The following is a 19,741-nucleotide window of genomic DNA, read 5'->3' on the forward strand; positions in this document are numbered from 1 at the left end:
CCCAGCCGCCCTTCTCCACGCCTCTCTCGACGGGATCCCCTGAATGCCATGCCCCACCCAAACCTGCCGGTTTAAACCATGGCGTAGCAATACATCGGGACAAGCTGAAAGAGTATTAACGGCGCGTGCGGGATTTTAGCGACGGCTCTATTTATCGTCGCTGGTCTTGGTGGACGCCTTTTCGCAATAGGGCGTGCAGGAGAGAGTCTGCACCTCTGCCTGGCGATAAACGCGCATGGTGCCGCGCGCATTGCTGGAAACGACGAGTTCCCGGTCGATGATCGGTTCGCCCTGCTTATCCATGACGACGATATTGGTAACGCCAAAATCCTTGCCGGTTAGCACGATGGTCTGCGAATCCTGAACCACAGCGTCCGCAATGGCGGGATTGCCGATCACCACTGTGTCGGCGGGGCGGGCCAGACGAAGGATGCGGGCCTGACTGGTTTCGAGCTTGATATATTCTTCCGCATGGGCGGCGTGAATGCCTGCCGAAAACAGCACCATCGCGGCCAAGACCAATGCCTTCCGCAACTTGTTCGAAGAGAAAAACCGACGCGCCACGCTACGACCCCCGTAATATGCCTAGCAAATAATGAAGAGGATTGGTGAAGGAAGCATTAAGCCGCCTGCACCCCATGCGCCAGCGGCGGAGCAATCGATAAGGAAACGCTTCATTAACCCTGATTGTTAAGAGCCCAACAATGCGTGTCGATTATCTTTCAGCCATCCGAACAGAGCGACGGCCAGAGCGGGCAGCCGTTTTCGGAGAGGCGAAGGAGCGTGCAATGCCGACATTGATGACGCGTTTTTTGAAGAACCGGGCCGGTTCCACAGCGATAGAATATGCGCTGATCGGCACGCTGGTTACCATCGCGATCGTCAGCGGCGTGGCGCTCATGGCTGGCAGTGTCGGCGAAAAATTCGATAACGTTGCCACGAGTTTTGAAAAGGTGACGAACGGCCAATAATCTATACTGATTGGGGATCGGGGGGATTTCGATGGTCATAACGGCGTTGATGACGGCGATATTTGTGGCGGCGATGATCACGGCCATGGTCACCGATCTTCTGTCGATGACCATTCGCAACCGGGTTTCGATTGGGCTCGCCGCCGGTTTCATCATCCTCGCCCCGTTTTCCGGTCTTCCGCTTGCTGATTACGGCTGGCATCTGCTGGCGGGCGCGCTGATGCTGTGCATCACCTTCCTGCTCTTCTGCCTGCGCACCATGGGCGGCGGCGATGCAAAAATGATTGCCGCAACCACGTTGTGGTTCGGCTTCACTGCCGGGCTGGCCGATTATGTGATCAAGTTTTCGCTGATTGGCGGCGTTCTGACGCTTCTCATCATTCTCTATCGCCTGATGCCGCGCCCGGCACATGCGGATCGCTATGCCTTTCTGGAACGGCTATCGCGCAAGGATGTGGGGATTCCCTACGGTATTGCCTTGGGCGCAGCCGGTCTATGGAGCTTCCCGCTCTCCCCCATCGGCCAGACCATGCAGTCGATTTTGTTCGCCCCCGCATGATGTTGCACCACTGAATTGCCCGACGAAACTTACATTTCTTAATACGAATAAGATTATATTAACCATAATTACACGATTGCCGGTGCAATTTTGGAACACGTCGTTCGGACGTGGGGACTTGCACGGGGCGCATCATGAAATCAGCTCGTCTGCTCATTCTTGGGGTAGCCGTCATCGCTGCTGGCGGTGCGGGCTATATCGCCATGAATCTGGCGGCACCGCCGCCGGCACCCGTCGTGATTGCGTCCGAAACCCCGCAAATCCAGCTGGAAGACGTGCTGGTCGCCACGGAAAACCTCGGTGTCGGCGCTGAGTTGACCTCGCAGATGCGCTGGCAATCATGGCCAAAGGAAGCGATATCCGACGGCTATATCACCCGTTCCAGCGAACCGGACGCGATCAACCAATTGAATGGCGCAACCGTCCGGCTGCAACTTTTCCCCGGCGAACCCATTCGCAAGGTCAAGCTGATCGGACCGGGGCAGAGCTTTCTCTCCTCGATCCTGCCGCCCGGGATGCGTGCGGTAGCGACCCAGATTAACGCCGAAAGCTCGGCGGGCGGTTTCATCCTGCCCAATGATTTTGTCGATGTCATCATGACCCGTCGCAAGCCGGACAATGCGACCAGCACCTCGGTTGCGCCTTTCACGACAGAGACCGTGCTGCAAAATGTACGCGTGCTCGCCATCGACCAGACGATTCAGGAAGACGAACAGGGCCGCAAGGTCATGGTCGGTCAGACGGCGACATTGGAACTGACGCCTGATCAGGCAGAAATCATCACTGTCGCCCAGCAAATGGCCGACCGGCTGACCCTGTCGCTACGCTCCATGCACGACGCCGAAGATAAGGACATCAAGCAGGCCGACTATCTGGTTTCCTCGCCAACGCGCAGCGGAACCGTCAAGGTCATCAAGTCCGGCAGCATCACAGAAGTAGGACCGCGCTCATGAGACAGGGAAAACGCGTGCGCCCGTATTTTGCCAAATCCGCCCTCATCGCTGCAAGCCTGACGCTCCTGGCGCAACCTTTCTTCGAAGCGCCGGCCATGGCGGCGGGCGGCGTCGTCAAGGTGGGCGCACAGGGTCGCGCCCAGCGTATCGCGCTTGGCCTCAACAAATCACTGGTGCTGGACCTGCCGCAGGACGCCTATGACGTTCTCGTTTCCAACCCGTCCATCGCCGATGCGGTCACGCGCACATCGCGCCGCATCTATCTGTTCGGCAAGCAGGTCGGGCAGACGAACATTTTTGTCTTCGGCCCGAATGGCGAACAGATCGCCTCCATCGATGTCGAAATCGAGCGCGATGTCAGCAGCCTTTCGACACAATTGAAGCGCCTCATTCCGGGTTCCGATATCCGGGTCGAACTCATCAACGACAATGTCGTTCTGACCGGCGCGGTTCAGACCCCGCAGGATTCGGCGCAGGCCGCAAAACTCGCTGGCCTCTTCGTGACGGGTGGCGAGGCGACGACCGGCCAGTTTACAACAACCGCTTCGGCTCCGACCGATGGCGGCGGTGTAGCGATCAACAATCCCGATTGGCAGCGTCGCAGCAGTAAAGTCGTCAATATGCTGACCATCGTCGGCGAAGATCAGGTCACGCTGAAGGTGACGGTGGCCGAAGTCAGCCGCACCGTCATGAAGCAGCTTGGCGTCAATATGCTGGGCCGCGGCACCAGCGACGGCATCACCTATACCGGCATTTCGGAAAGCATTGCGGGCGCAATCGGCAATAATCTTTCCGATACCGGCTTCGGCCTGGCCACCAGCAATTTCTCCGCCTATCTGCGCGCGATGGAAACGGCTGGCGTCATGAAAACGTTAGCTGAACCGACGCTCACCGCCATTTCGGGCGAAAAGGCCGCCTTCAATGTCGGTGGCGAGTATAATGTCATCAACAGCGTCACCTATGATGACGACGGCAAGCGCACCAATCAGTTGGCCAAGATCGAATATGGCATCGGGCTGGAATTCATGCCGGTTGTGCTCGGTCCGGGCCGGATCAGCCTGAAGATCAGAACCTCCGTGTCGGAACCGACAACCGAAGGCTCTGGTACGACCAACAAGGCCGAAGGCGTGGGCGCGAGCCTGCTCTCGCTGCGCAAGCGCGTGGCGGACACCACGGTCGAGCTGCCATCGGGCGGCTCGATGATGATCGGCGGTCTGATCCGCGATGAAGTGCGCCAGTCGGTTTCCGGCTTTCCGGGCCTCACCAAAATTCCCGTCCTCGGCGCGCTGTTCCGCAGCAAAGACTTCATTCGCAACGAATCGGAACTCGTCGTCATCGTAACGCCCTATCTGGCTCGCCCGGTGGCGCGGCAGGCGCTAGCGCGGCCCGACGATAATCTCAATCCGGCCAGCGATGGCGCAGGTTACATTCTCGGCAAGGTCAACCGCGTTTACGGGACGATGGATACCAAGCTGCCGCCCGGCCGTTATAACGGCGTCGTGGGGTACATCTACAAATGAGCGGGGAAACGGGTATGACAATCCGGGGCAACAAGGTTTCCATCAAATCGGCAATGCTGGTTCTGTCGGTCGCGCTTCTCGCCGGTTGCGCCAACAGGCAGCATGTGACCGTCGGCGCGTTGCCCGACGATTACCGCACCAATCATCCCATCACGATTGCCGAGCGCGAACAGGTGATCGACATTCCGGTCGGCAGCGCCGATAGCCGGCTTAACACCATGCAGCGCGGCATCGTGCAGAAGGCCATCGCCAACTATCGCTATAATGGATCGGGCATGGTCTATGTGCTTGTTCCCGCCGGTGCGCCGAACCAGGCGGCCGCCTATCGGCTGAGCACGGAAATTTCCGCAGCGCTGCGCAAAGGCGGCGTCAAGCAGGCCAATATCGCCATCGAAAACTATCCCGTTCCGTCACCGGAGGCTGCAGCGCCGATCCGCATCAGCTATTATGCGATGACGGCGGGCACCACGCCTTGCGGGCGCTGGCCGGACGATATTGCGACAACACCGGAAAACAGGCATTACGCCAATTTCGGCTGCGCATCGCAAAACAATCTCGCGGCACAAGTCGCCAATCCCGCCGATCTTCTCGGACCGCGCGTTTCCTCTCCAATCGATTCCGACCGCACGACAGAACGCCTCAATGGCTCCCAGGGCTATACGAAAATGTCGACTGCGCAGACGGATAATTGGAATGAAATCCGCAGCCAGCAGGCCAATTATTAAGAGGGCGGCCCATGTCAAATATCGCCTTCGAACCGGATAATGGCAGAGAGATTGCCGAACAGCGCGCGCCGATCTTGCTGGAGAATGTGCGGCCGATTCCGCGCATCTCCATCCAGGCTTTTTGTGAAAACGAAAGCGTCGCCATTCCTATCGAGCGCGCCGGGAACGACCGGCGCATGGCCAAGACGCATCTGAAAGTCTCAGGCGGCGGCATCGAAGCCGCAATCGACTTTTATCAGACGGCCTCGACGCCCAATCTGATCATCGTCGAATCGTCGTCGGAACCGAATATTCTGCTCGACGAACTCCAGCGCCTGTCGGAAGTCTGCGATCCCGGCTCCAAGGTGCTCGTCATCGGCCATTCCAACGAGGTGTGGCTCTATCGCGAATTGCTGCGCCGCGGCGTATCGGAATATATCGTCGCCCCCGTTTCGCTGGCCGATGTTCTGGCCATCGTCTCGTCGATCTTTCTCGATCCGGGTGCCGAACCGCTTGGACGTTCCATCGCGGTTATCGGCGCGAAGGGCGGGGTCGGCGCATCGACCATCGCGCATAATGTCGCGTGGTCGATCTCGAACCTGTTCCGGCATGACGTGGTTCTGGCCGATATGGACCTGCCTTTCGGCACGGCCAACATCAATTTCGATCAGGACCCGACACTCGGTATCGCCGACGCCGTGTTTTCGCCTGAACGGGTGGACGAGGTCTATCTCGACCGCCTGCTGGTGCAATATGGCGAACATCTCTCGATTCTCGCCGCACCCTCCAGTCTGGAGCGCACCTTCGATTTTCAGGAAGATGCCTTCTCGGAAATAATAGATGTCGCCCAGCGCAGCTCGCCGCTGGTGGTTCTCGATCTGGCGCATGGCTGGAACGGTTGGACCCGCACCACATTGATGCGGGCGGATGAGGTGGTGATCGTCGCAGCGCCCGATCTCGCCAATCTGCGCAATACGAAGAACCTGCTCGATACGCTGGCGCAGCTGCGCCCGAACGATCTGAAGCCGCATCTGGTGCTCAATCAGGTCGGTGTTCCAAAGCGTCCCGAAATCGCGCTGTCGGATTTTTCCGAGCCACTTGGCATCGACCCGATTGCAGCCATCGAGTTTGAGCCGCAGCTTTTCGGCAATGCCGCCAATACCGGGCGCATGATCGCGGAGACCAGTCCCGACAGCCCGATTTCTGCAACTATTACGCATATTGCGCATGTGCTGACGGGGCGCGCGGATGTCCAGCCGCGCAAGAAGAATGGCATCTCCGGTCTTTTGGGCAAATTCGCGCGCAAGACGAAGTAACGGCGGAAAATCATGTTCGGCAAAAGAGGCAACGAAACAGGAAGCAAACAGGACGGCGGCATTGCGAAAGCAATCGCGCCTCAGCCTGTGCAGCGCACGGAGCCCGTTCAGCCCTCCCGTATGCAGGCCGCCGTTCCAAGCGCTCCAGCCAGACCTGCGCCACCCGCCAGCAGCGGGCGCGAAAAGAACGAAAGCTATTACGACACCAAAGCGCAAGTTTTCTCGGCGCTGATCGACACGATTGACCTGTCGCAGCTTTCGCGCATGGCACCCGATACGGCGCGTGAGGAAATCCGCGATATCGTCAATGATATCATCGCGATCAAGAATTTCGTCATGTCCATTGCCGAGCAGGAAGAGCTGCTCGACGACATTTGCAACGACGTGCTGGGTTACGGTCCGCTGGAGCCGCTGCTCGCCCGCGACGACATTGCCGATATCATGGTCAATGGGTCGCGCCGCACCTATATCGAAGTGGACGGCATGGTGCAGGAAACGGGTATCCGCTTCCGCGATAACCAGCAGCTTCTCAATATCTGCCAGCGCATCGTCAGCCAGGTCGGCAGACGCGTCGACGAATCGAGTCCGATCTGCGATGCGCGCCTGCCGGACGGCTCTCGCGTCAACGTCATCGCATCGCCGCTGTCGCTCGACGGTCCCGCGCTGACCATCCGCAAATTCCGCAAGGACAAGCTGACGCTGGACCAGCTGGTCCGCTTTGGTGCGATCTCCAGCGCAGGTGCGGAACTGTTGCAGATCATCAGTCGCGTGCGCTGCAATGTCATCATTTCCGGCGGTACGGGTTCGGGCAAGACCACGCTGTTGAACTGCCTTACTCGCTATATCGATACGCATGAGCGCATCATCACCTGCGAAGATTCCGCCGAACTGCAATTGCAGCAGCCGCATGTCGTGCGCCTTGAAACCCGCCCGCCCAATCTGGAAGGCGAAGGCGAAGTGACCATGCGCGATCTGGTCAAGAACTGCCTGCGTATGCGCCCGGAACGGATCATCGTCGGCGAAGTGCGCGGGCCGGAAGTATTCGATCTGCTGCAGGCCATGAATACCGGCCATGACGGCTCGATGGGCACGATCCACGCCAACAGCCCGCGCGAGTGTCTCAGCCGTATGGAAGCCATGATCGCCATGGGCGGCTATGTGCTGCCGCAGAAGACCGTGCGCGAAATTCTGGTCAATTCGATTGATATCATCATTCAGGCGGCGCGCCTGCGTGACGGTTCGCGCCGCATCACCCATGTGACGGAAGTGGTGGGTCTGGAAGGCGACGTCATCATCACCCAGGATCTGATGCTTTACGACATCAAGGGCGAGGATGCGTCCGGCCGTATTCTCGGCACGCACAGCTCGACCGGCATTGGCCGCCCGGCCTTCTGGGAGCGCGCGCGCTACTATAATGAAGACAGCCGCCTCGCTTCTATTCTCGACAGTATGGAGAGCGTTGACTGATGACCGCCTCTCCCGTCAGCATTCTGATATTCATTTTACTGGCGGTGGTCGCCTGTGCCGCGCTTGCCTATGTGCTGTTTTACGACCGGCTGGCCAGCAAAGACCCCGCCTCGCGGCGGCTCGAAACCGTGCGCAATTATGCCGAACGCAGTGTCACCCGCAGCGAGCGGGATAAAAACACCGATATCCAAAAACGCCGCAAGCTGTTGCAGGACAATATCAAGGATCTCGAAGCGCGGCAGAAGCAGCGCGAGAAGAACCAGAAATACCCCCCGCTGCGCATCATGCTGACGCAAGCGGGCCTGAGCATCACGCTGCGCCAGTTCTATATTTATTCCGGCATAACGGCTTTTGTCGGCCTCCTGATCGGCTTTATTTTCGGCCTGCCGCTTCTGCTTCTTCCCGGCATTGCCATTGCCTGCTTTTTCGGCCTGCCGCGCTGGTTCGTGCTGCAAAAGCGCAAGCGCCGGCTGAAGAAGTTTCTGGAAGAATTTCCAAACGCGCTCGACGTGATCGTCCGCGCGACCCGGGCGGGTCTGCCGCTCAATGACGGCTTGCGCCTGATCGCCAGCGAGGCGCTGGAGCCGGTGAAGGGCGAGTTCAAAAAAGTCGTTGAAGCCCAGCAGATGGGTCTCTCGATCCCCGAAGCCGTTGGCAAGATGCCCGACAGCATGCCGTGCCCCGAAACCAACTTCTTCGCCATCGTGATCCAGATTCAGGCTCAGGCGGGCGGCAATCTTTCGGAAGCGCTGAATAATCTCTCCAAGGTACTCCGTGATCGCAAGAAGATGAAAGCGAAGGTCGATGCGCTTTCGATGGAAGCAAAGGCATCGGCAGCCATCATCGGCGCGCTGCCCTTTATCGTCATGGTGCTGGTCTATCTGACCAGCCCGCAATATATGACGCTGCTTTTCACCTCATCGACCGGCCATATGCTGCTGGGGATTGCAGCCGTGCTGATGGCGACCGGCATTTTCATCATGAAAAACATGATCAATTTCGATATGTGAGGCGCAGACCATGTTTTCTCTCCTCATCGAAAAACTAAGCGACCCGCTATTTCTGATCGCCATGCTGATCACGATTGCGGTCTTTGCCGCCATCGTTACGGTTTTGATGCCCGTCTTCAGTACCAATGCCTTGAAATCCCGGATGAAATCGGTCGCCACCGAACGCGAGGCGATCCGGACCCGCGAGCGTGCGCGGCTGGCATCGGAAAACGACCGGCGCAACAGCCTGCGGCATCAGCAGAAGCAGGGCATCCGCGATTTCGTGGAAAGGCTCGACCTGAAAAAGGCGCTGGCCGACGAAAAGACGATCGCCGCGCTTAGAACTGCCGGTTTTCGCGGGCAGAACCCGCTCAACATCTTCCTGTTCCTGCGCTTCGTGCTGCCATTCGGCGCGATGACGCTGGCCGCCTTCTACGTTTTCGTGCTCGGCAATCTGCCGGATCATTCGTTCTTCGTTCGACTGCTCGTGTGCATTATCGCCGGTTATGCCGGGTTTTATGCGCCGAACCTCTATGTTTCCAACAAGGCCGCCAAGCGCAAACAGTCGATCCGCCGTGCATGGCCCGATGCTCTGGACCTCATGCTGATCTGCGTTGAATCCGGCATGTCGGTCGAAGCTGCCTTTCGGAAGGTGGCCGACGAAATCGGCATACAGTCGGTGGAGCTGGCGGAAGAACTGATGCTGACCAATGCGGAATTGTCATTCCTGCCCGAGCGGCGTCAGGCCTATGACAATCTTGCCAGCCGCACCGGTGTCGATCAGGTGAAATCGGTTTCGCAGGCGCTGATTCAGGCAGAGCGTTACGGCACGCCCGTGTCGCAGGCGCTCAGAACGTTATCTCAGGAAAGCCGCGATCTGCGCATGCTGGAGGCGGAAAAGAAAGCGGCGGCCCTGCCGCCGAAACTGACCGTGCCGATGATCGTGTTCTTCCTGCCGGTGCTGTTCATCGTCATTCTTGGACCGGCCTTCATCCAGATCGCCGCACAAGGCGGGCTCTTCGGCAGTCACTGAGCTGCCGAAAGCTGAAAGAAATCAGCCCTTCGGCTTGTCCTTGAGCATGTTCCAGGAATTCTGTTGCGCCAGCATGGAGCGCAGATAATCCGTATTGGCCTTGGCCTGCTGCGGCGAAAGCTCCTGTGCGGCAATGGCTTCAGCTTCCTGAAAGCGACCCTGCAAGCCAACCGAAAGCGCCAGATTCTGACGCACGCGGCTGTCCGCCCCGGGCAGAGCGGATGCCTGCCGGAAATAGTTTTCCGCTGACTTGGAATCACCGGCCAGAAGATAGGACATGCCCATATTGGAAAGGATTGACGGCTCGCCCGGCTTGATCTGCAACGCCTTCTGATACATGGCGCGGGCCTGATCGCGATTGCCCATCTGGTCGAGAATGGCGCCTTCAGCGGATACGAGTTTCCAGTCTGGATAGGCCGGGTTCTGTGCGCGGCGGATGGCATCGAGCGCGGTATCGAACTGGCCTGCACCGGCGAGCGCCTTGCCATAGGCTGCAAGCACCTGCTGATCTTTCGGATAAACAATGACCAGCGCGCGCATGACGGCGAGAGCCTGATCGTTGCGCCCCAGCCGGGTCAGAGCGTTGGCATAATTGAGCGCGGTGCCGCGATCCTTCGGATTGCGCTCATATTGAGCGCCCAGACGGTCCGCCATTGCGGCAAGCTGTGCGTCGTTCATGTGATCGAATGTGGCGGCGGTCTCGACGCGTCGTACCGAACCCGTCGTGGTGCGGTCCACCGTGTTGCAGCCGGTGAGCACAAGCGCTGAAAGGATAGAAGCCACGCCAAGGCGGAAACCAGCGCCGCCCATTACCCCGATGTTGAGCATCCCGCCTCCATATGTGGCCGGACATTGCACACCGAATGCCCCGACCCCTCAAGCCCGATTTCCCCTTCATCAATAATCCGTTAACCCTAATGATTGGTTAACAAGCCCGGCATGCACCTGTTTTCAAACGGGTCGAAGCACTCTATCTGTTTTCAAAACTGCCTTGATCAGAAAGAGTGCCATGTCTGTCGAAATCATTGCCCAAAAGTCGGAACAAAGTCGCCCAATCTGGTTTACGAAAAAGGGAAAGCTGGAAGAAAACACGCTTCCGGCCCATTCCATCGCTTGGGCGAAAGCCCATGATTTCGACGGCGACGCGGGCAAGGTTCTGGTTCTGCCGGGACCAGACGGCGCGATCTCCGGCGCGCTGTTCGGCATTGGCGACGGCGTCAAGGGCGCGCAGTCGCAATTGCTCGCCGGCAAACTCGCACGCAGCCTGCCGGAGGGCGACTGGCATTTTGAAAACGCTGGCGACGATGCCGCGCTCGCGGCGCTCGCCTTCCTGATGGGTGGATACAATTTCTCGCGCTACCGCAAGGCCAATGGCAAGACAATCCGCCTTGCTTTGCCGGAGGGCGTCGATGAGGCTGAAACGAAGCGCATCGCCGCTGCGGTGACGCTCACGCGCGATCTCATCAACACGCCAACCAATGACATGGGGCCCGATGCGCTGGAAAAAGCCGCCCGCGACTTGGCCAGCGAACACAAAGCGGAAATCAGCGTCACGCAGGGAACCACGCTTCTGGAACGAAACTTCCCGATGATCCATGCGGTCGGGCGCGCAGGCGCGATTGCGCCGCGTCTGATCGACCTCACATGGGGCGAGGAAAGCCATCCGAAAGTCACGCTGGTTGGCAAGGGTGTCTGCTTCGACACGGGCGGTCTCGACATCAAGCCCGCAAGCGGGATGCTGCTCATGAAAAAGGATATGGGCGGCGCGGCCAATGTGCTCGGCCTTGCCTCTCTCATCATGGGCGCGAAGCTGCCGGTGCGTCTGCGCGTTTTGATCCCGGCGGTCGAGAACTCGATTGCCGGAAATGCCTTCCGACCGGGCGATGTGCTGCAAAGCCGCAAGGGCCTGACCGTCGAAATCGGCAATACCGATGCGGAAGGCAGGCTGGTACTGGCCGATGCTCTGGCGCTGGCCGACGAGGAAGAGCCGGAATTGCTGATCGACATGGCGACCCTGACCGGCGCGGCCCGTGTGGCGCTCGGTCCGGACTTGCCGCCCTTCTTCACCCATGATGACGCATTGGCCGAAGCCATCGCCGCCAAGGCCGAGGAAACAGCCGATCCGCTCTGGCGCATGCCGCTCTGGCAGCCTTATGCGCAGAAACTGTCGTCACGCATTGCCGATATCAACAACGTCACCACCGATGGCTTTGCCGGAGCGGTGACGGCAGCCTTGTTCCTCAGCCGTTTTGTGGAAAAGGCCAAGGCGCACGTGCATTTCGATATTTTCGGCTGGGTGCCGGTGGAAAAGCCAGCTTCGCCCGTCGGTGGTGAAGCGCAGGCAATCCGTGCGCTCTACCGGTTGCTCAAGGAGCGCTACGGTTGACGGTTATTAGAGCGCGTTTCGATCTGATTGGATCAGATCGGCGCTCTAATTGTTTGTTTTAACGCGCATCTTTTCCGAAAACCGTTTCACACTTTTCGGGATGCGCTCTAATCGAAGACTTCGCCCGGATACACACCCCACAGGTCCGACTGCCGGATCCAGCCGCGCACGCCGCTGACATCCATACGACACCACTGGCCCGTGCACTGGCGCACGGTGCCGACGACGCCCGGCTCGATATCGGCAGCGACAGCCGCCGTATCGTTGGCCTCGCGGCGCATGGTGATCATCTTGCCCTTGTCGTTCTTCAACCAGGGCGCAGTGATTGCCGTGCGCTTGCCGGACAGAAGCGACTGGTAGACCCAGCCTTCCGTGCCATCGGCATCGCGGATGCGCCGCCAGTTATCATATTCCTGAATGATCTCGACCGGCAGTCCTGACTTCATGAACAGCCAGGACACCGGATAATCGCGCCCCGGCCCGATGCGCAGATTGACGCGTGCCGGCTTGAGGCTCACGAAGCGGGGCACAGGCAGGCCGCTGGCGCCGGTCGCCGTGCTGGATGCTTCCGTTTCGGCTGCGTTCACACTGATCGGCGCTACCGCGAACAGCAGCGCCAGACAGGCCGCAAAACCCATGAGAAGGCGCTTTACCGATATGCTGTGAGCCAAAAACCTTTGGGGAAGTACTCTATTCACTGCGCCTCTCGCCGTCCTGTTCATTACCCAAGACGGTCATGCCTTCAGCGGAAGCGTAAACAGCAGGAGCTGCCCGGCATCGTGACCGTCTTGTTCATCGGTCCTGTTTTTCTTTGTCTTTGCCCCGCCGCCTTGATAGAGATGAGCAGCCGAAGCAATATCCCATATTGCGCCTTCTTGGTTAAGGAGGTCTCAACATGAAGCTTCAGCATATAAGTTTGCCCGGAAACAGGCTCACAAAACGGGGTGGAGATGTCGAACAAAAAGAAGCCGCTGGTCGTTCTTACGAGAAAACTCCCGGACCCGGTGGAAACCCGAATGCGGGAACTGTTCGACGCGCGTCTCAATATAGACGACCACCGTATGAGCCAGCCGGAAATTATCGCCGCGCTGAAAGAGGCCGATGTTCTGGTGCCGTGCATCACCGATGTGATCGACGCCGCCGCCATTGAACAGGCCGGCCCCAATCTCAAGCTGATCGCCAATTTCGGCAATGGCGTCGACAATATCGATGTCGCAGCCGCCGCAAAGCGCGGCATTACCGTGACCAATACGCCGAATGTTCTGACAGAAGATACAGCCGACATGACGCTGGCGCTGCTTTTGTCGGCACCGCGCCGCCTTGTGGAAGGCGCAAATGTGCTCAATGAGCGCGACGGCAAATGGCCGGGCTGGTCGCCGACCTGGATGCTGGGACGCCGCATCTGGGGCAAGCGCCTCGGCATTGTCGGTATGGGCCGTATCGGAACCGCCGTGGCGCGCCGCGCCAAGGCTTTCGGCCTGTCGATCCATTATCACAATCGCAAGCGCGTCAGCCCGCAGGTCGAGGAAGAGCTGGAAGCGACCTATTGGGACAGCCTCGACCAGATGCTGGCCCGCATGGATATCATCTCGGTCAATTGCCCTTCGACGCCCGCAACCTTTCACCTGCTGTCGGCCCGTCGCCTCGCGCTGATGCAGCCGACGGCCTATCTGGTCAATACGGCGCGCGGTCAGATCATCGATGAAAACGCCTTGATCGAGCTGATCGAGCAGGGCCGGATCGCCGGTGCCGGGCTGGATGTGTTCGAGAACGAACCGGCGGTCAATCCGCGCCTGCTGGCGCTCGCCGAAAAAGGCAAGGTCGTGCTGCTGCCGCATATGGGCTCAGCCACCATCGAAGGCCGCATCGATATGGGCGACAAGGTCATCATCAATATCAAGGCCTTCGTGGATGGGCATCGGACGCCGGATCGGGTGCTGCCCAATCGGATTTAATACGACAGTTGCATTCTTCGTGATGCCGGGCTGCAAAGAGCAATTTTCTGCGCTCCGGTGCTCACGTACCTTGAAGTACGCTCCGCTCCGGTGCTCGCAAATCACTCTTTTCGCCACGGCCTGACGAATTTGCAACCGCCGTACTAAATTCGGCTGTTCGTTTTACCATCGATGAATTTCAGGACCGTATGGGCGTAGAGCCGGGGATTTTCCACCGGCACGCCATGGCCAGAATCGGGCAGGATGATCAGTTCGGCCCCGGGAATCTGGCTGGCGATGAATTCCGTATGTTCCCGGGTAATGGCCGTGTCGTGATCGCCGATCACAATGGCCGTGCGCACCGCGATCTTTGATAGCTCATCGTCGGTATAATTGGGTTCATTCGCCCAGAGCGCGTGGATTTCCTTGTCGATGCTTTCGTAATGGCGAAGCTCGGGGATCGGACGTCCTTCGGCCCGCGCCTCGATATAACCGGTATTGCCCTCCGGCGACACATTGGCGGCCTGCGCGAACAGGCTCTTCAGCCGCTCCGGGTAACGCATGGCAATATCAAGCCCGATAATGCCGCCATCGCTCCAGCCGACCAGATCGACCTTGTCGATCTGCAGAAAATCCAGCAGCGCCACATAATCGTCAGCCATCAAGCCATAGGTGAGCGGCTCACTTGTGCGGGTGGAGCGGCCCTGCCCGCGACTGTCGGCGACGATCACCGTGTGATGACGGGCCAATATCGGCAATTGCGCGTCCCAGACATGCTGGTCGGAGAGACCGCCCGGTATCAGCAGGATCGGCGGACCCTTGCCGACGATCCGGTAATACATCTCGATACCGTTGACCTCGGCAAAGGCGGCAGGCAATGCAGGGATGGTCACGCGCGCTATCCTTTCGGACGAAACAGCGGAAGGGATGAGGACAGCAAGACCAAGCGCCACGGCGATAAAGCCTGCCCCCTGAAATATCCTGTTTCCCTTCATCGGCCCGACCTTTCATGGACCTGTTTAAAGCAGTCGCTACGCAATCATGGTCTGCGGATCAGCGTCGGCAGATCGTAGAGGTAAGCGATGCGCTTGATCGCATCCTGCAACGGTTCCAGCGTCACGGTCATGGTGTGGCCGCTGGCATGGATCAGCATGTCAGGCGCAGCGCAAATCGCGACATGCCCCTTCCAGAACACAAGATCGCCGCGCTGGAGATTGGAATAATCCGCATTCGGCTCCAGAACTGCGCCCAGCGTATTCTGCTGCATGTCGGAATCACGCAGGACCTTGCGGCCCGCCACCCACATGCAAAGCTGCACCAGACCGGAGCAATCGATGCCGAAGCCCGAGGTGCCGCCCCACAGATAGGGCGTGTGCAGCAGCGTTTCCGCCACGCTCACATAATCCGCCGCGTGTTCGCTGATCGGCGCCAGATGGCTTGCAATCATCGCCTCGCCGCTTTCCAGCACCGCATATTGGGTGCCGCGCGTTTCCGCCGAGCCGACGATCCGCACGCGTGAGCCAAGCGACAGCGCCTGCGTATGCGGAAAACGCAAATCTGCGCCGGGATAGATAAAGCTTCGCGGCACGATGACCATATGGGTGGCTTCGCCCTGCGGCTTTTCGATGAACGACGCCGAGACATAGCCCGTATAACCGTCGCGCTCGGCCTGCACCCAGCACCAGCCGTCCATTTCCTCGAAGACGCGCACCGTGTCGCCATAAATGATCTGTGTCTGGGGTCCGCTGTCCGGGCGCGGCTGCGACCGGAGATCAACCACCGGGGCAGTCACCTGCATCTCGGTTCCGGCGATAAAGCGGGGAGCCTCCACCTTTCCGGTCAGTCGCTCATCGGCGAGATCGGCGCGATAGGCATTGAGGCGGCGGTCGAGCGTGGTCACATCGGAACTCATTGGCAGACACTCATAAAGGTAACTCTCTGGCTTTGGCGATCACCAGATCGCCCAGTCGTTCAACATAAAGCGCACCGGCGACTGTTCTCTTCACTAGCACATTTCGCCGGTCTTTTTCATCACGATGACGGGATAGAAGGTCGAGCGCGCCCATCGTATCGAGCGCGCGCGTGATCACCGGCTTTGTCACATCCAGTTTTGCTGCAAGCCCGCGCACCGTATGCGGCGGCGGCTCCAGATAGATTGTCAGAAGAATAGCAGTCTGCCGCGTCGTGAGATCGGGCATCTCGTCGCGCACCTGCCCCAGCGACAGAGTTTTCAATAATGTCAGCGCCTGTATCGGCTTCAACTCGACCGGCATCCGCTATCCTCTACGCCAAGGATTGTTTCGGAACCGTTTTATTCAACCTGCTTTCCATTCTTCTGGCAAGAACTTTATCGCAGCCAACAAAAAAGCGGCCGAAGCCGCTTTTAGAGAAATCCGATGGTTCAAACCGTCACTGCGTCTTGCGACGCAGGCGAACGATGATGTCGACATTGACGATTTCCATGCCTTCCGGTGCGTCGGGCATATTGGCAACCGTCGGCTGACCGCGTTCGCCATGCGGAATATCGAACACGATATTTTCCCCTTCGAGGAAAAAGTGCTGATGGTCCGAAATATTGGTGTCGAAATAGGTCTTGGAGCCTTCCACCGCGATGATGCGGAGCATTCCGGCTTCCGTGAACTGGTGCAGCGTGTTGTAAACGGTGGCAAGCGACACCGGCACATCCGCCATGACAGCCTGTTCGTGGAGGTCTTCAGCGGACAGGTGACGATCACCCTGCGCGAAAATCAGGCTGGCAAGCGCAACGCGCTGGCGCGTCGGACGCAGGCCGCAATCGCGGAGCCGTTCTTCCATAGAGACCGTCGAGTGGGTATGTGAAGACTGCATATTCACCGTTGGTTCCGTTACAAGCTTGTAGCAAATTCGTCAAAGATTGAACGGGCTGTTGCCCATTGCATACTGACATTGATATATGCCGTTGCGAAATAAGTATCAATAGGCTTGGAGTTTGCCCCTTTTTTCGGGAAATTCCGTTGCATATTTTTATGGTCGCTAAGGTTTTGTACGGGAACCAGTCTGTGATAGGGGTGTTCCGACTTGACGACCAGAAAGAGATAGAGCGGTTTGGGCCTTTGCGCTAAAACCGTTCCGAATGACAACCGGGCCGGATTGCTGGCCGATAGTGAATAAACCTCAAGGGAGGCGAAATGGCAGAACAGAAATCAAGCTATGGCTATGAAGAACTTCTCAGCTGCGGACGCGGCGAGCTGTTCGGCCCCGGCAATGCCCAGCTTCCCCTGCCGCCCATGCTCATGGTGCACCGCATCACCGATATTTCCGAAACCGGCGGCGAATTCGGCAAGGGCTATATCCGCGCCGAATACGACGTGCGCCCCGACGACTGGTATTTTCCATGCCATTTTCAGGGCAACCCGATCATGCCGGGCTGCCTCGGTCTGGACGGCATGTGGCAGCTGACCGGCTTCTTCCTTGGCTGGCTCGGCGAACCTGGCCGCGGCATGGCGCTGTCGACCGGCGAAGTGAAGTTTAAGGGCATGGTGCGCCCGCACACCAAGCTTCTCGAATATGGCATCGACTTCAAGCGCGTCATGCGCGGACGCCTCGTGCTCGGCACCGCCGACGGCTGGCTGAAAGCCGATGGCGAAGTGATCTACAGGGCCACCGATCTGCGCGTCGGCCTTTCAAAGGACGGCGACGGACAATAATCGTCTGAACCAACCATCATTCACGGGCGCGACGGCAAAAAATGAACAGTTTTCATGCGGTCGCGCTCAAAACATGCGAAGATCGCACCTATGTAACGGCGACGAGGCAGTCTTGACCCAAGCGGCTGCCGCTCGACGAGCAAGGGTGTAAAGGAGAACGCGATGCGGCGTGTGGTCGTAACGGGTATGGGGATCGTATCCTCGATTGGCAACAACACCGAAGAGGTGACGGCCTCGCTGCGCGAAGCCAAATCCGGCATCTCGCGCGCGGAAGAATATGCCGAACTGGGTTTCCGCTGCCAGGTGCACGGCGCACCGAAAATCGATGTCGAATCCCTCGTGGACCGTCGCGCCATGCGCTTCCACGGTCGCGGCACTGCCTGGAATCACATCGCCATGGATCAGGCGATTGCCGATGCAGGTCTTTCGGAAGACGAAGTCTCCAACGACCGCACCGGCATCATCATGGGTTCGGGCGGCCCTTCGACCCGCACCATCGTCGATTCCGCCGACATAACCCGTGAAAAGGGTCCAAAGCGCGTCGGTCCTTTCGCCGTGCCGAAAGCCATGAGCTCGACGGCATCCGCGACGCTGGCGACCTTCTTTAAGATCAAGGGTATCAATTATTCGATCTCTTCGGCCTGCGCGACATCCAACCATTGCATCGGCAATGCGTTCGAGATGATCCAGTATGGCAAGCAGGACCGCATGTTTGCGGGCGGCTGCGAAGATCTCGACTGGACGCTCTCCGTGCTGTTCGACGCCATGGGCGCGATGGCAACGAAATATAACGACACGCCTGCCACTGCATCGCGCGCCTATGACAAGAACCGCGACGGTTTCGTGATTGCCGGCGGCGCCGGTGTTCTGGTGCTGGAAGACCTCGAAACCGCGCTTGCGCGCGGCGCGAAGATTTATGGCGAAATTGTCGGCTATGGCGCAACGTCCGACGGCTACGACATGGTCGCTCCGTCCGGCGAGGGCGCGATCCGCTGCATGAAGATGGCGCTTTCGACCGTCAAGACCAAGATCGACTACATCAACCCGCACGCAACTTCGACGCCAGCTGGCGACGCGCCGGAAATCGAAGCCATCCGTCAGGTGTTCGGCTCGGGCGACGCCTGCCCGCCGATTGCCGCGACCAAGTCGCTGACCGGCCATTCGCTGGGCGCAACGGGCGTGCAGGAAGCGATCTATTCGCTTTTGATGATGCAGAACAATTTCATTTGCGAAAGCGCGCATATCGAAGAATTGGACCCTGCCTTTGCGGACATGCCGATCGTCCGCAAGCGCATCGATAATGCTCAGCTCAATACCGTGCTCTCCAACTCCTTCGGGTTTGGCGGCACCAATGCGACGCTGGTTTTCCAGCGCTATCAGGGCTGAGGGAGAGGGGAATATGGAAGGTTTGATGCAAGGAAAACGCGGCCTCATCATGGGGGTCGCGAATAATCATTCTCTGGCATGGGGCATCTCGAAGCAACTCGCCGCACAGGGCGCAGAACTGGCTTTCACCTATCAGGGCGATGCGCTGGGCAAGCGCGTGAAGCCGCTGGCCGAACAGGTCGGCTCGGATTTCGTGCTGCCTTGCGATGTTGAAGATATCGAGTCGGTCGACGCGGTTTTTGCCGAGATCGAAAAGAAGTGGGGCAAGCTCGATTTCATCGTTCACGCCATCGGTTTTTCCGACAAGACCGAACTGAAGGGCCGTTACGCAGACGTCACCACGCGCGATAATTTCAGCCGGACCATGGTGATTTCCGCCTACTCCTTCACGGAAATGGCACAGCGCGCCGAAAAGCTCATGAAGGACGGCGGCTCGATCCTGACGCTGACCTATGGCGGCTCGACCCGCACGATCCCGAACTACAATGTCATGGGCGTTGCCAAGGCGGCCCTTGAAGCCATGGTTCGCTATCTGGCTGCCGATTACGGCCCGCAGGGCATCCGCGTCAACGCCATTTCAGCAGGCCCGGTGCGCACGCTGGCCGGTGCAGGCATCGGCGATGCGCGCGCGATCTTCAGCTATCAGCGCCGCAATTCACCGCTGCGCCGCACGGTCGATATCGACGATGTCGGCAAATCGGCTGTCTATCTCCTGTCCGACCTGTCGAGCGGCGTGACCGGCGAAATCCACTATGTTGATTCCGGCTACAACATCGTTTCGATGCCGACGCTGGAGGAGCTGAAAAGCTCTGACGCCGAACGCGGCGAATAAGCGTT

At 58.9% G+C, this 19,741-nt stretch carries 22 protein-coding genes; 14 read left to right on the plus strand and 8 right to left on the minus strand.

Going from position 1 to position 19,741, the window contains the following annotated elements; genetic code table 11:
- Positions 1 to 147 precede the first annotated feature (147 nt).
- Positions 148 to 507, minus strand: a complete 360-nt coding sequence (locus JAU75_RS07070) for a pilus assembly protein N-terminal domain-containing protein (protein ID WP_199056027.1) — start codon at positions 505 to 507, stop codon at positions 148 to 150.
- Between the two features lie 281 nt (positions 508 to 788).
- Between JAU75_RS07070 and JAU75_RS07075 the strand changes: the two genes are divergently transcribed.
- From JAU75_RS07075 to JAU75_RS07115, 9 genes are all read left to right on the plus strand, one after another.
- On the plus strand, positions 789 to 971 hold the full coding sequence (locus JAU75_RS07075) for a Flp family type IVb pilin (RefSeq protein WP_199055785.1): 183 nt from the start codon (positions 789 to 791) through the stop codon (positions 969 to 971).
- Positions 972 to 1,002: 31 nt separating this feature from the next.
- Positions 1,003 to 1,530, plus strand: coding sequence for a prepilin peptidase (locus JAU75_RS07080; RefSeq protein ID WP_199055787.1), 528 nt, complete (start codon positions 1,003 to 1,005; stop codon positions 1,528 to 1,530).
- A 134-nt stretch (positions 1,531 to 1,664) separates the two neighbouring features.
- Positions 1,665 to 2,483 carry a Flp pilus assembly protein CpaB gene (gene cpaB, locus JAU75_RS07085; RefSeq protein WP_199055789.1) on the plus strand — a complete coding sequence of 273 codons (819 nt, stop codon included), beginning with the start codon at positions 1,665 to 1,667 and terminating at the stop codon, positions 2,481 to 2,483.
- Positions 2,480 to 4,003 (plus strand): type II and III secretion system protein family protein, encoded by a 1,524-nt coding sequence (locus JAU75_RS07090; protein ID WP_199055791.1) that lies wholly within the window; start codon positions 2,480 to 2,482, stop codon positions 4,001 to 4,003. Before cpaB ends, JAU75_RS07090 begins: the two co-directional genes overlap by 4 nt.
- Positions 4,004 to 4,017: 14 nt before the next feature.
- Positions 4,018 to 4,728, plus strand: coding sequence for a CpaD family pilus assembly protein (locus JAU75_RS07095; protein ID WP_199055792.1), 711 nt, complete (start codon positions 4,018 to 4,020; stop codon positions 4,726 to 4,728).
- Between the two features lie 11 nt (positions 4,729 to 4,739).
- Positions 4,740 to 6,023 carry a CpaE family protein gene (locus JAU75_RS07100; RefSeq protein ID WP_199055793.1) on the plus strand — a complete coding sequence of 428 codons (1,284 nt, stop codon included), beginning with the start codon at positions 4,740 to 4,742 and terminating at the stop codon, positions 6,021 to 6,023.
- Positions 6,024 to 6,035: 12 nt separating this feature from the next.
- A complete protein-coding gene (locus JAU75_RS07105) occupies positions 6,036 to 7,490 on the plus strand; it encodes a CpaF family protein (RefSeq protein WP_199055794.1) in 1,455 nt (484 codons plus the stop codon).
- Positions 7,490 to 8,500 carry a type II secretion system F family protein gene (locus JAU75_RS07110; protein ID WP_199055795.1) on the plus strand — a complete coding sequence of 337 codons (1,011 nt, stop codon included), beginning with the start codon at positions 7,490 to 7,492 and terminating at the stop codon, positions 8,498 to 8,500. The genes JAU75_RS07105 and JAU75_RS07110 overlap by 1 nt, the downstream gene beginning before the upstream one ends.
- Positions 8,501 to 8,510: 10 nt before the next feature.
- Positions 8,511 to 9,512, plus strand: a complete 1,002-nt coding sequence (locus tag JAU75_RS07115; RefSeq protein ID WP_199055796.1) for a type II secretion system F family protein — start codon at positions 8,511 to 8,513, stop codon at positions 9,510 to 9,512.
- 21 nt (positions 9,513 to 9,533) lie between these two features.
- Here the strand turns inward: JAU75_RS07115 and JAU75_RS07120 are convergent, their stop codons facing one another.
- Positions 9,534 to 10,340 carry a tetratricopeptide repeat protein gene (locus JAU75_RS07120; protein ID WP_199055797.1) on the minus strand — a complete coding sequence of 269 codons (807 nt, stop codon included), beginning with the start codon at positions 10,338 to 10,340 and terminating at the stop codon, positions 9,534 to 9,536.
- 181 nt (positions 10,341 to 10,521) lie between these two features.
- On the opposite strand from JAU75_RS07120, the gene JAU75_RS07125 reads away from it, so the two are divergent.
- Positions 10,522 to 11,898, plus strand: a complete 1,377-nt coding sequence (locus JAU75_RS07125) for a leucyl aminopeptidase family protein (protein ID WP_199055798.1) — start codon at positions 10,522 to 10,524, stop codon at positions 11,896 to 11,898.
- A 107-nt stretch (positions 11,899 to 12,005) separates the two neighbouring features.
- Here JAU75_RS07125 and JAU75_RS07130 read toward each other — a convergent pair whose 3' ends face one another.
- Together JAU75_RS07130 and JAU75_RS07135 are read right to left on the minus strand one after the other, a co-directional pair.
- Entirely contained in the window at positions 12,006 to 12,536 is a 531-nt protein-coding gene (locus JAU75_RS07130; RefSeq protein WP_199055800.1) for an SH3 domain-containing protein, read from the minus strand.
- Between the two features lie 104 nt (positions 12,537 to 12,640).
- Positions 12,641 to 12,808, minus strand: coding sequence for a hypothetical protein (locus JAU75_RS07135; RefSeq protein WP_199055802.1), 168 nt, complete (start codon positions 12,806 to 12,808; stop codon positions 12,641 to 12,643).
- A gap of 40 nt (positions 12,809 to 12,848) precedes the next feature.
- Between JAU75_RS07135 and JAU75_RS07140 the strand changes: the two genes are divergently transcribed.
- Positions 12,849 to 13,853 carry a D-glycerate dehydrogenase gene (locus JAU75_RS07140; RefSeq protein WP_199055804.1) on the plus strand — a complete coding sequence of 335 codons (1,005 nt, stop codon included), beginning with the start codon at positions 12,849 to 12,851 and terminating at the stop codon, positions 13,851 to 13,853.
- Positions 13,854 to 13,996: 143 nt separating this feature from the next.
- Here JAU75_RS07140 and JAU75_RS07145 read toward each other — a convergent pair whose 3' ends face one another.
- The 4 genes from JAU75_RS07145 to irrA form a co-directional block, all read right to left on the minus strand.
- Complete coding sequence (locus JAU75_RS07145) at positions 13,997 to 14,827, minus strand: alpha/beta fold hydrolase (protein ID WP_199055806.1); 831 nt, start codon at positions 14,825 to 14,827, stop codon at positions 13,997 to 13,999.
- A gap of 44 nt (positions 14,828 to 14,871) precedes the next feature.
- Positions 14,872 to 15,744 carry an NlpC/P60 family protein gene (locus tag JAU75_RS07150; RefSeq protein WP_199055808.1) on the minus strand — a complete coding sequence of 291 codons (873 nt, stop codon included), beginning with the start codon at positions 15,742 to 15,744 and terminating at the stop codon, positions 14,872 to 14,874.
- A 10-nt stretch (positions 15,745 to 15,754) separates the two neighbouring features.
- Positions 15,755 to 16,105, minus strand: a complete 351-nt coding sequence (locus tag JAU75_RS07155) for a MarR family winged helix-turn-helix transcriptional regulator (RefSeq protein WP_182519044.1) — start codon at positions 16,103 to 16,105, stop codon at positions 15,755 to 15,757.
- A gap of 136 nt (positions 16,106 to 16,241) precedes the next feature.
- Positions 16,242 to 16,679: an iron response transcriptional regulator IrrA gene (gene irrA, locus JAU75_RS07160; protein ID WP_199055810.1), complete on the minus strand. Its 438-nt coding sequence runs from the start codon at positions 16,677 to 16,679 to the stop codon at positions 16,242 to 16,244.
- 320 nt (positions 16,680 to 16,999) lie between these two features.
- On the opposite strand from irrA, the gene fabA reads away from it, so the two are divergent.
- From fabA to fabI, 3 genes are all read left to right on the plus strand, one after another.
- Positions 17,000 to 17,518 (plus strand): 3-hydroxyacyl-[acyl-carrier-protein] dehydratase FabA, encoded by a 519-nt coding sequence (gene fabA / locus JAU75_RS07165; protein WP_199055811.1) that lies wholly within the window; start codon positions 17,000 to 17,002, stop codon positions 17,516 to 17,518.
- Between the two features lie 162 nt (positions 17,519 to 17,680).
- A complete protein-coding gene (gene fabB / locus JAU75_RS07170; RefSeq protein ID WP_199055812.1) occupies positions 17,681 to 18,904 on the plus strand; it encodes a beta-ketoacyl-ACP synthase I in 1,224 nt (407 codons plus the stop codon).
- Positions 18,905 to 18,917: 13 nt separating this feature from the next.
- A complete protein-coding gene (gene fabI / locus JAU75_RS07175; protein WP_199055813.1) occupies positions 18,918 to 19,736 on the plus strand; it encodes an enoyl-ACP reductase FabI in 819 nt (272 codons plus the stop codon).
- Positions 19,737 to 19,741 lie beyond the last annotated feature (5 nt).

Origin of the sequence: Ochrobactrum sp. Q0168, assembly GCF_016427605.1 — a bacterium.
In the GTDB taxonomy this organism is placed as follows: Bacteria; Pseudomonadota; Alphaproteobacteria; order Rhizobiales; family Rhizobiaceae; genus Brucella.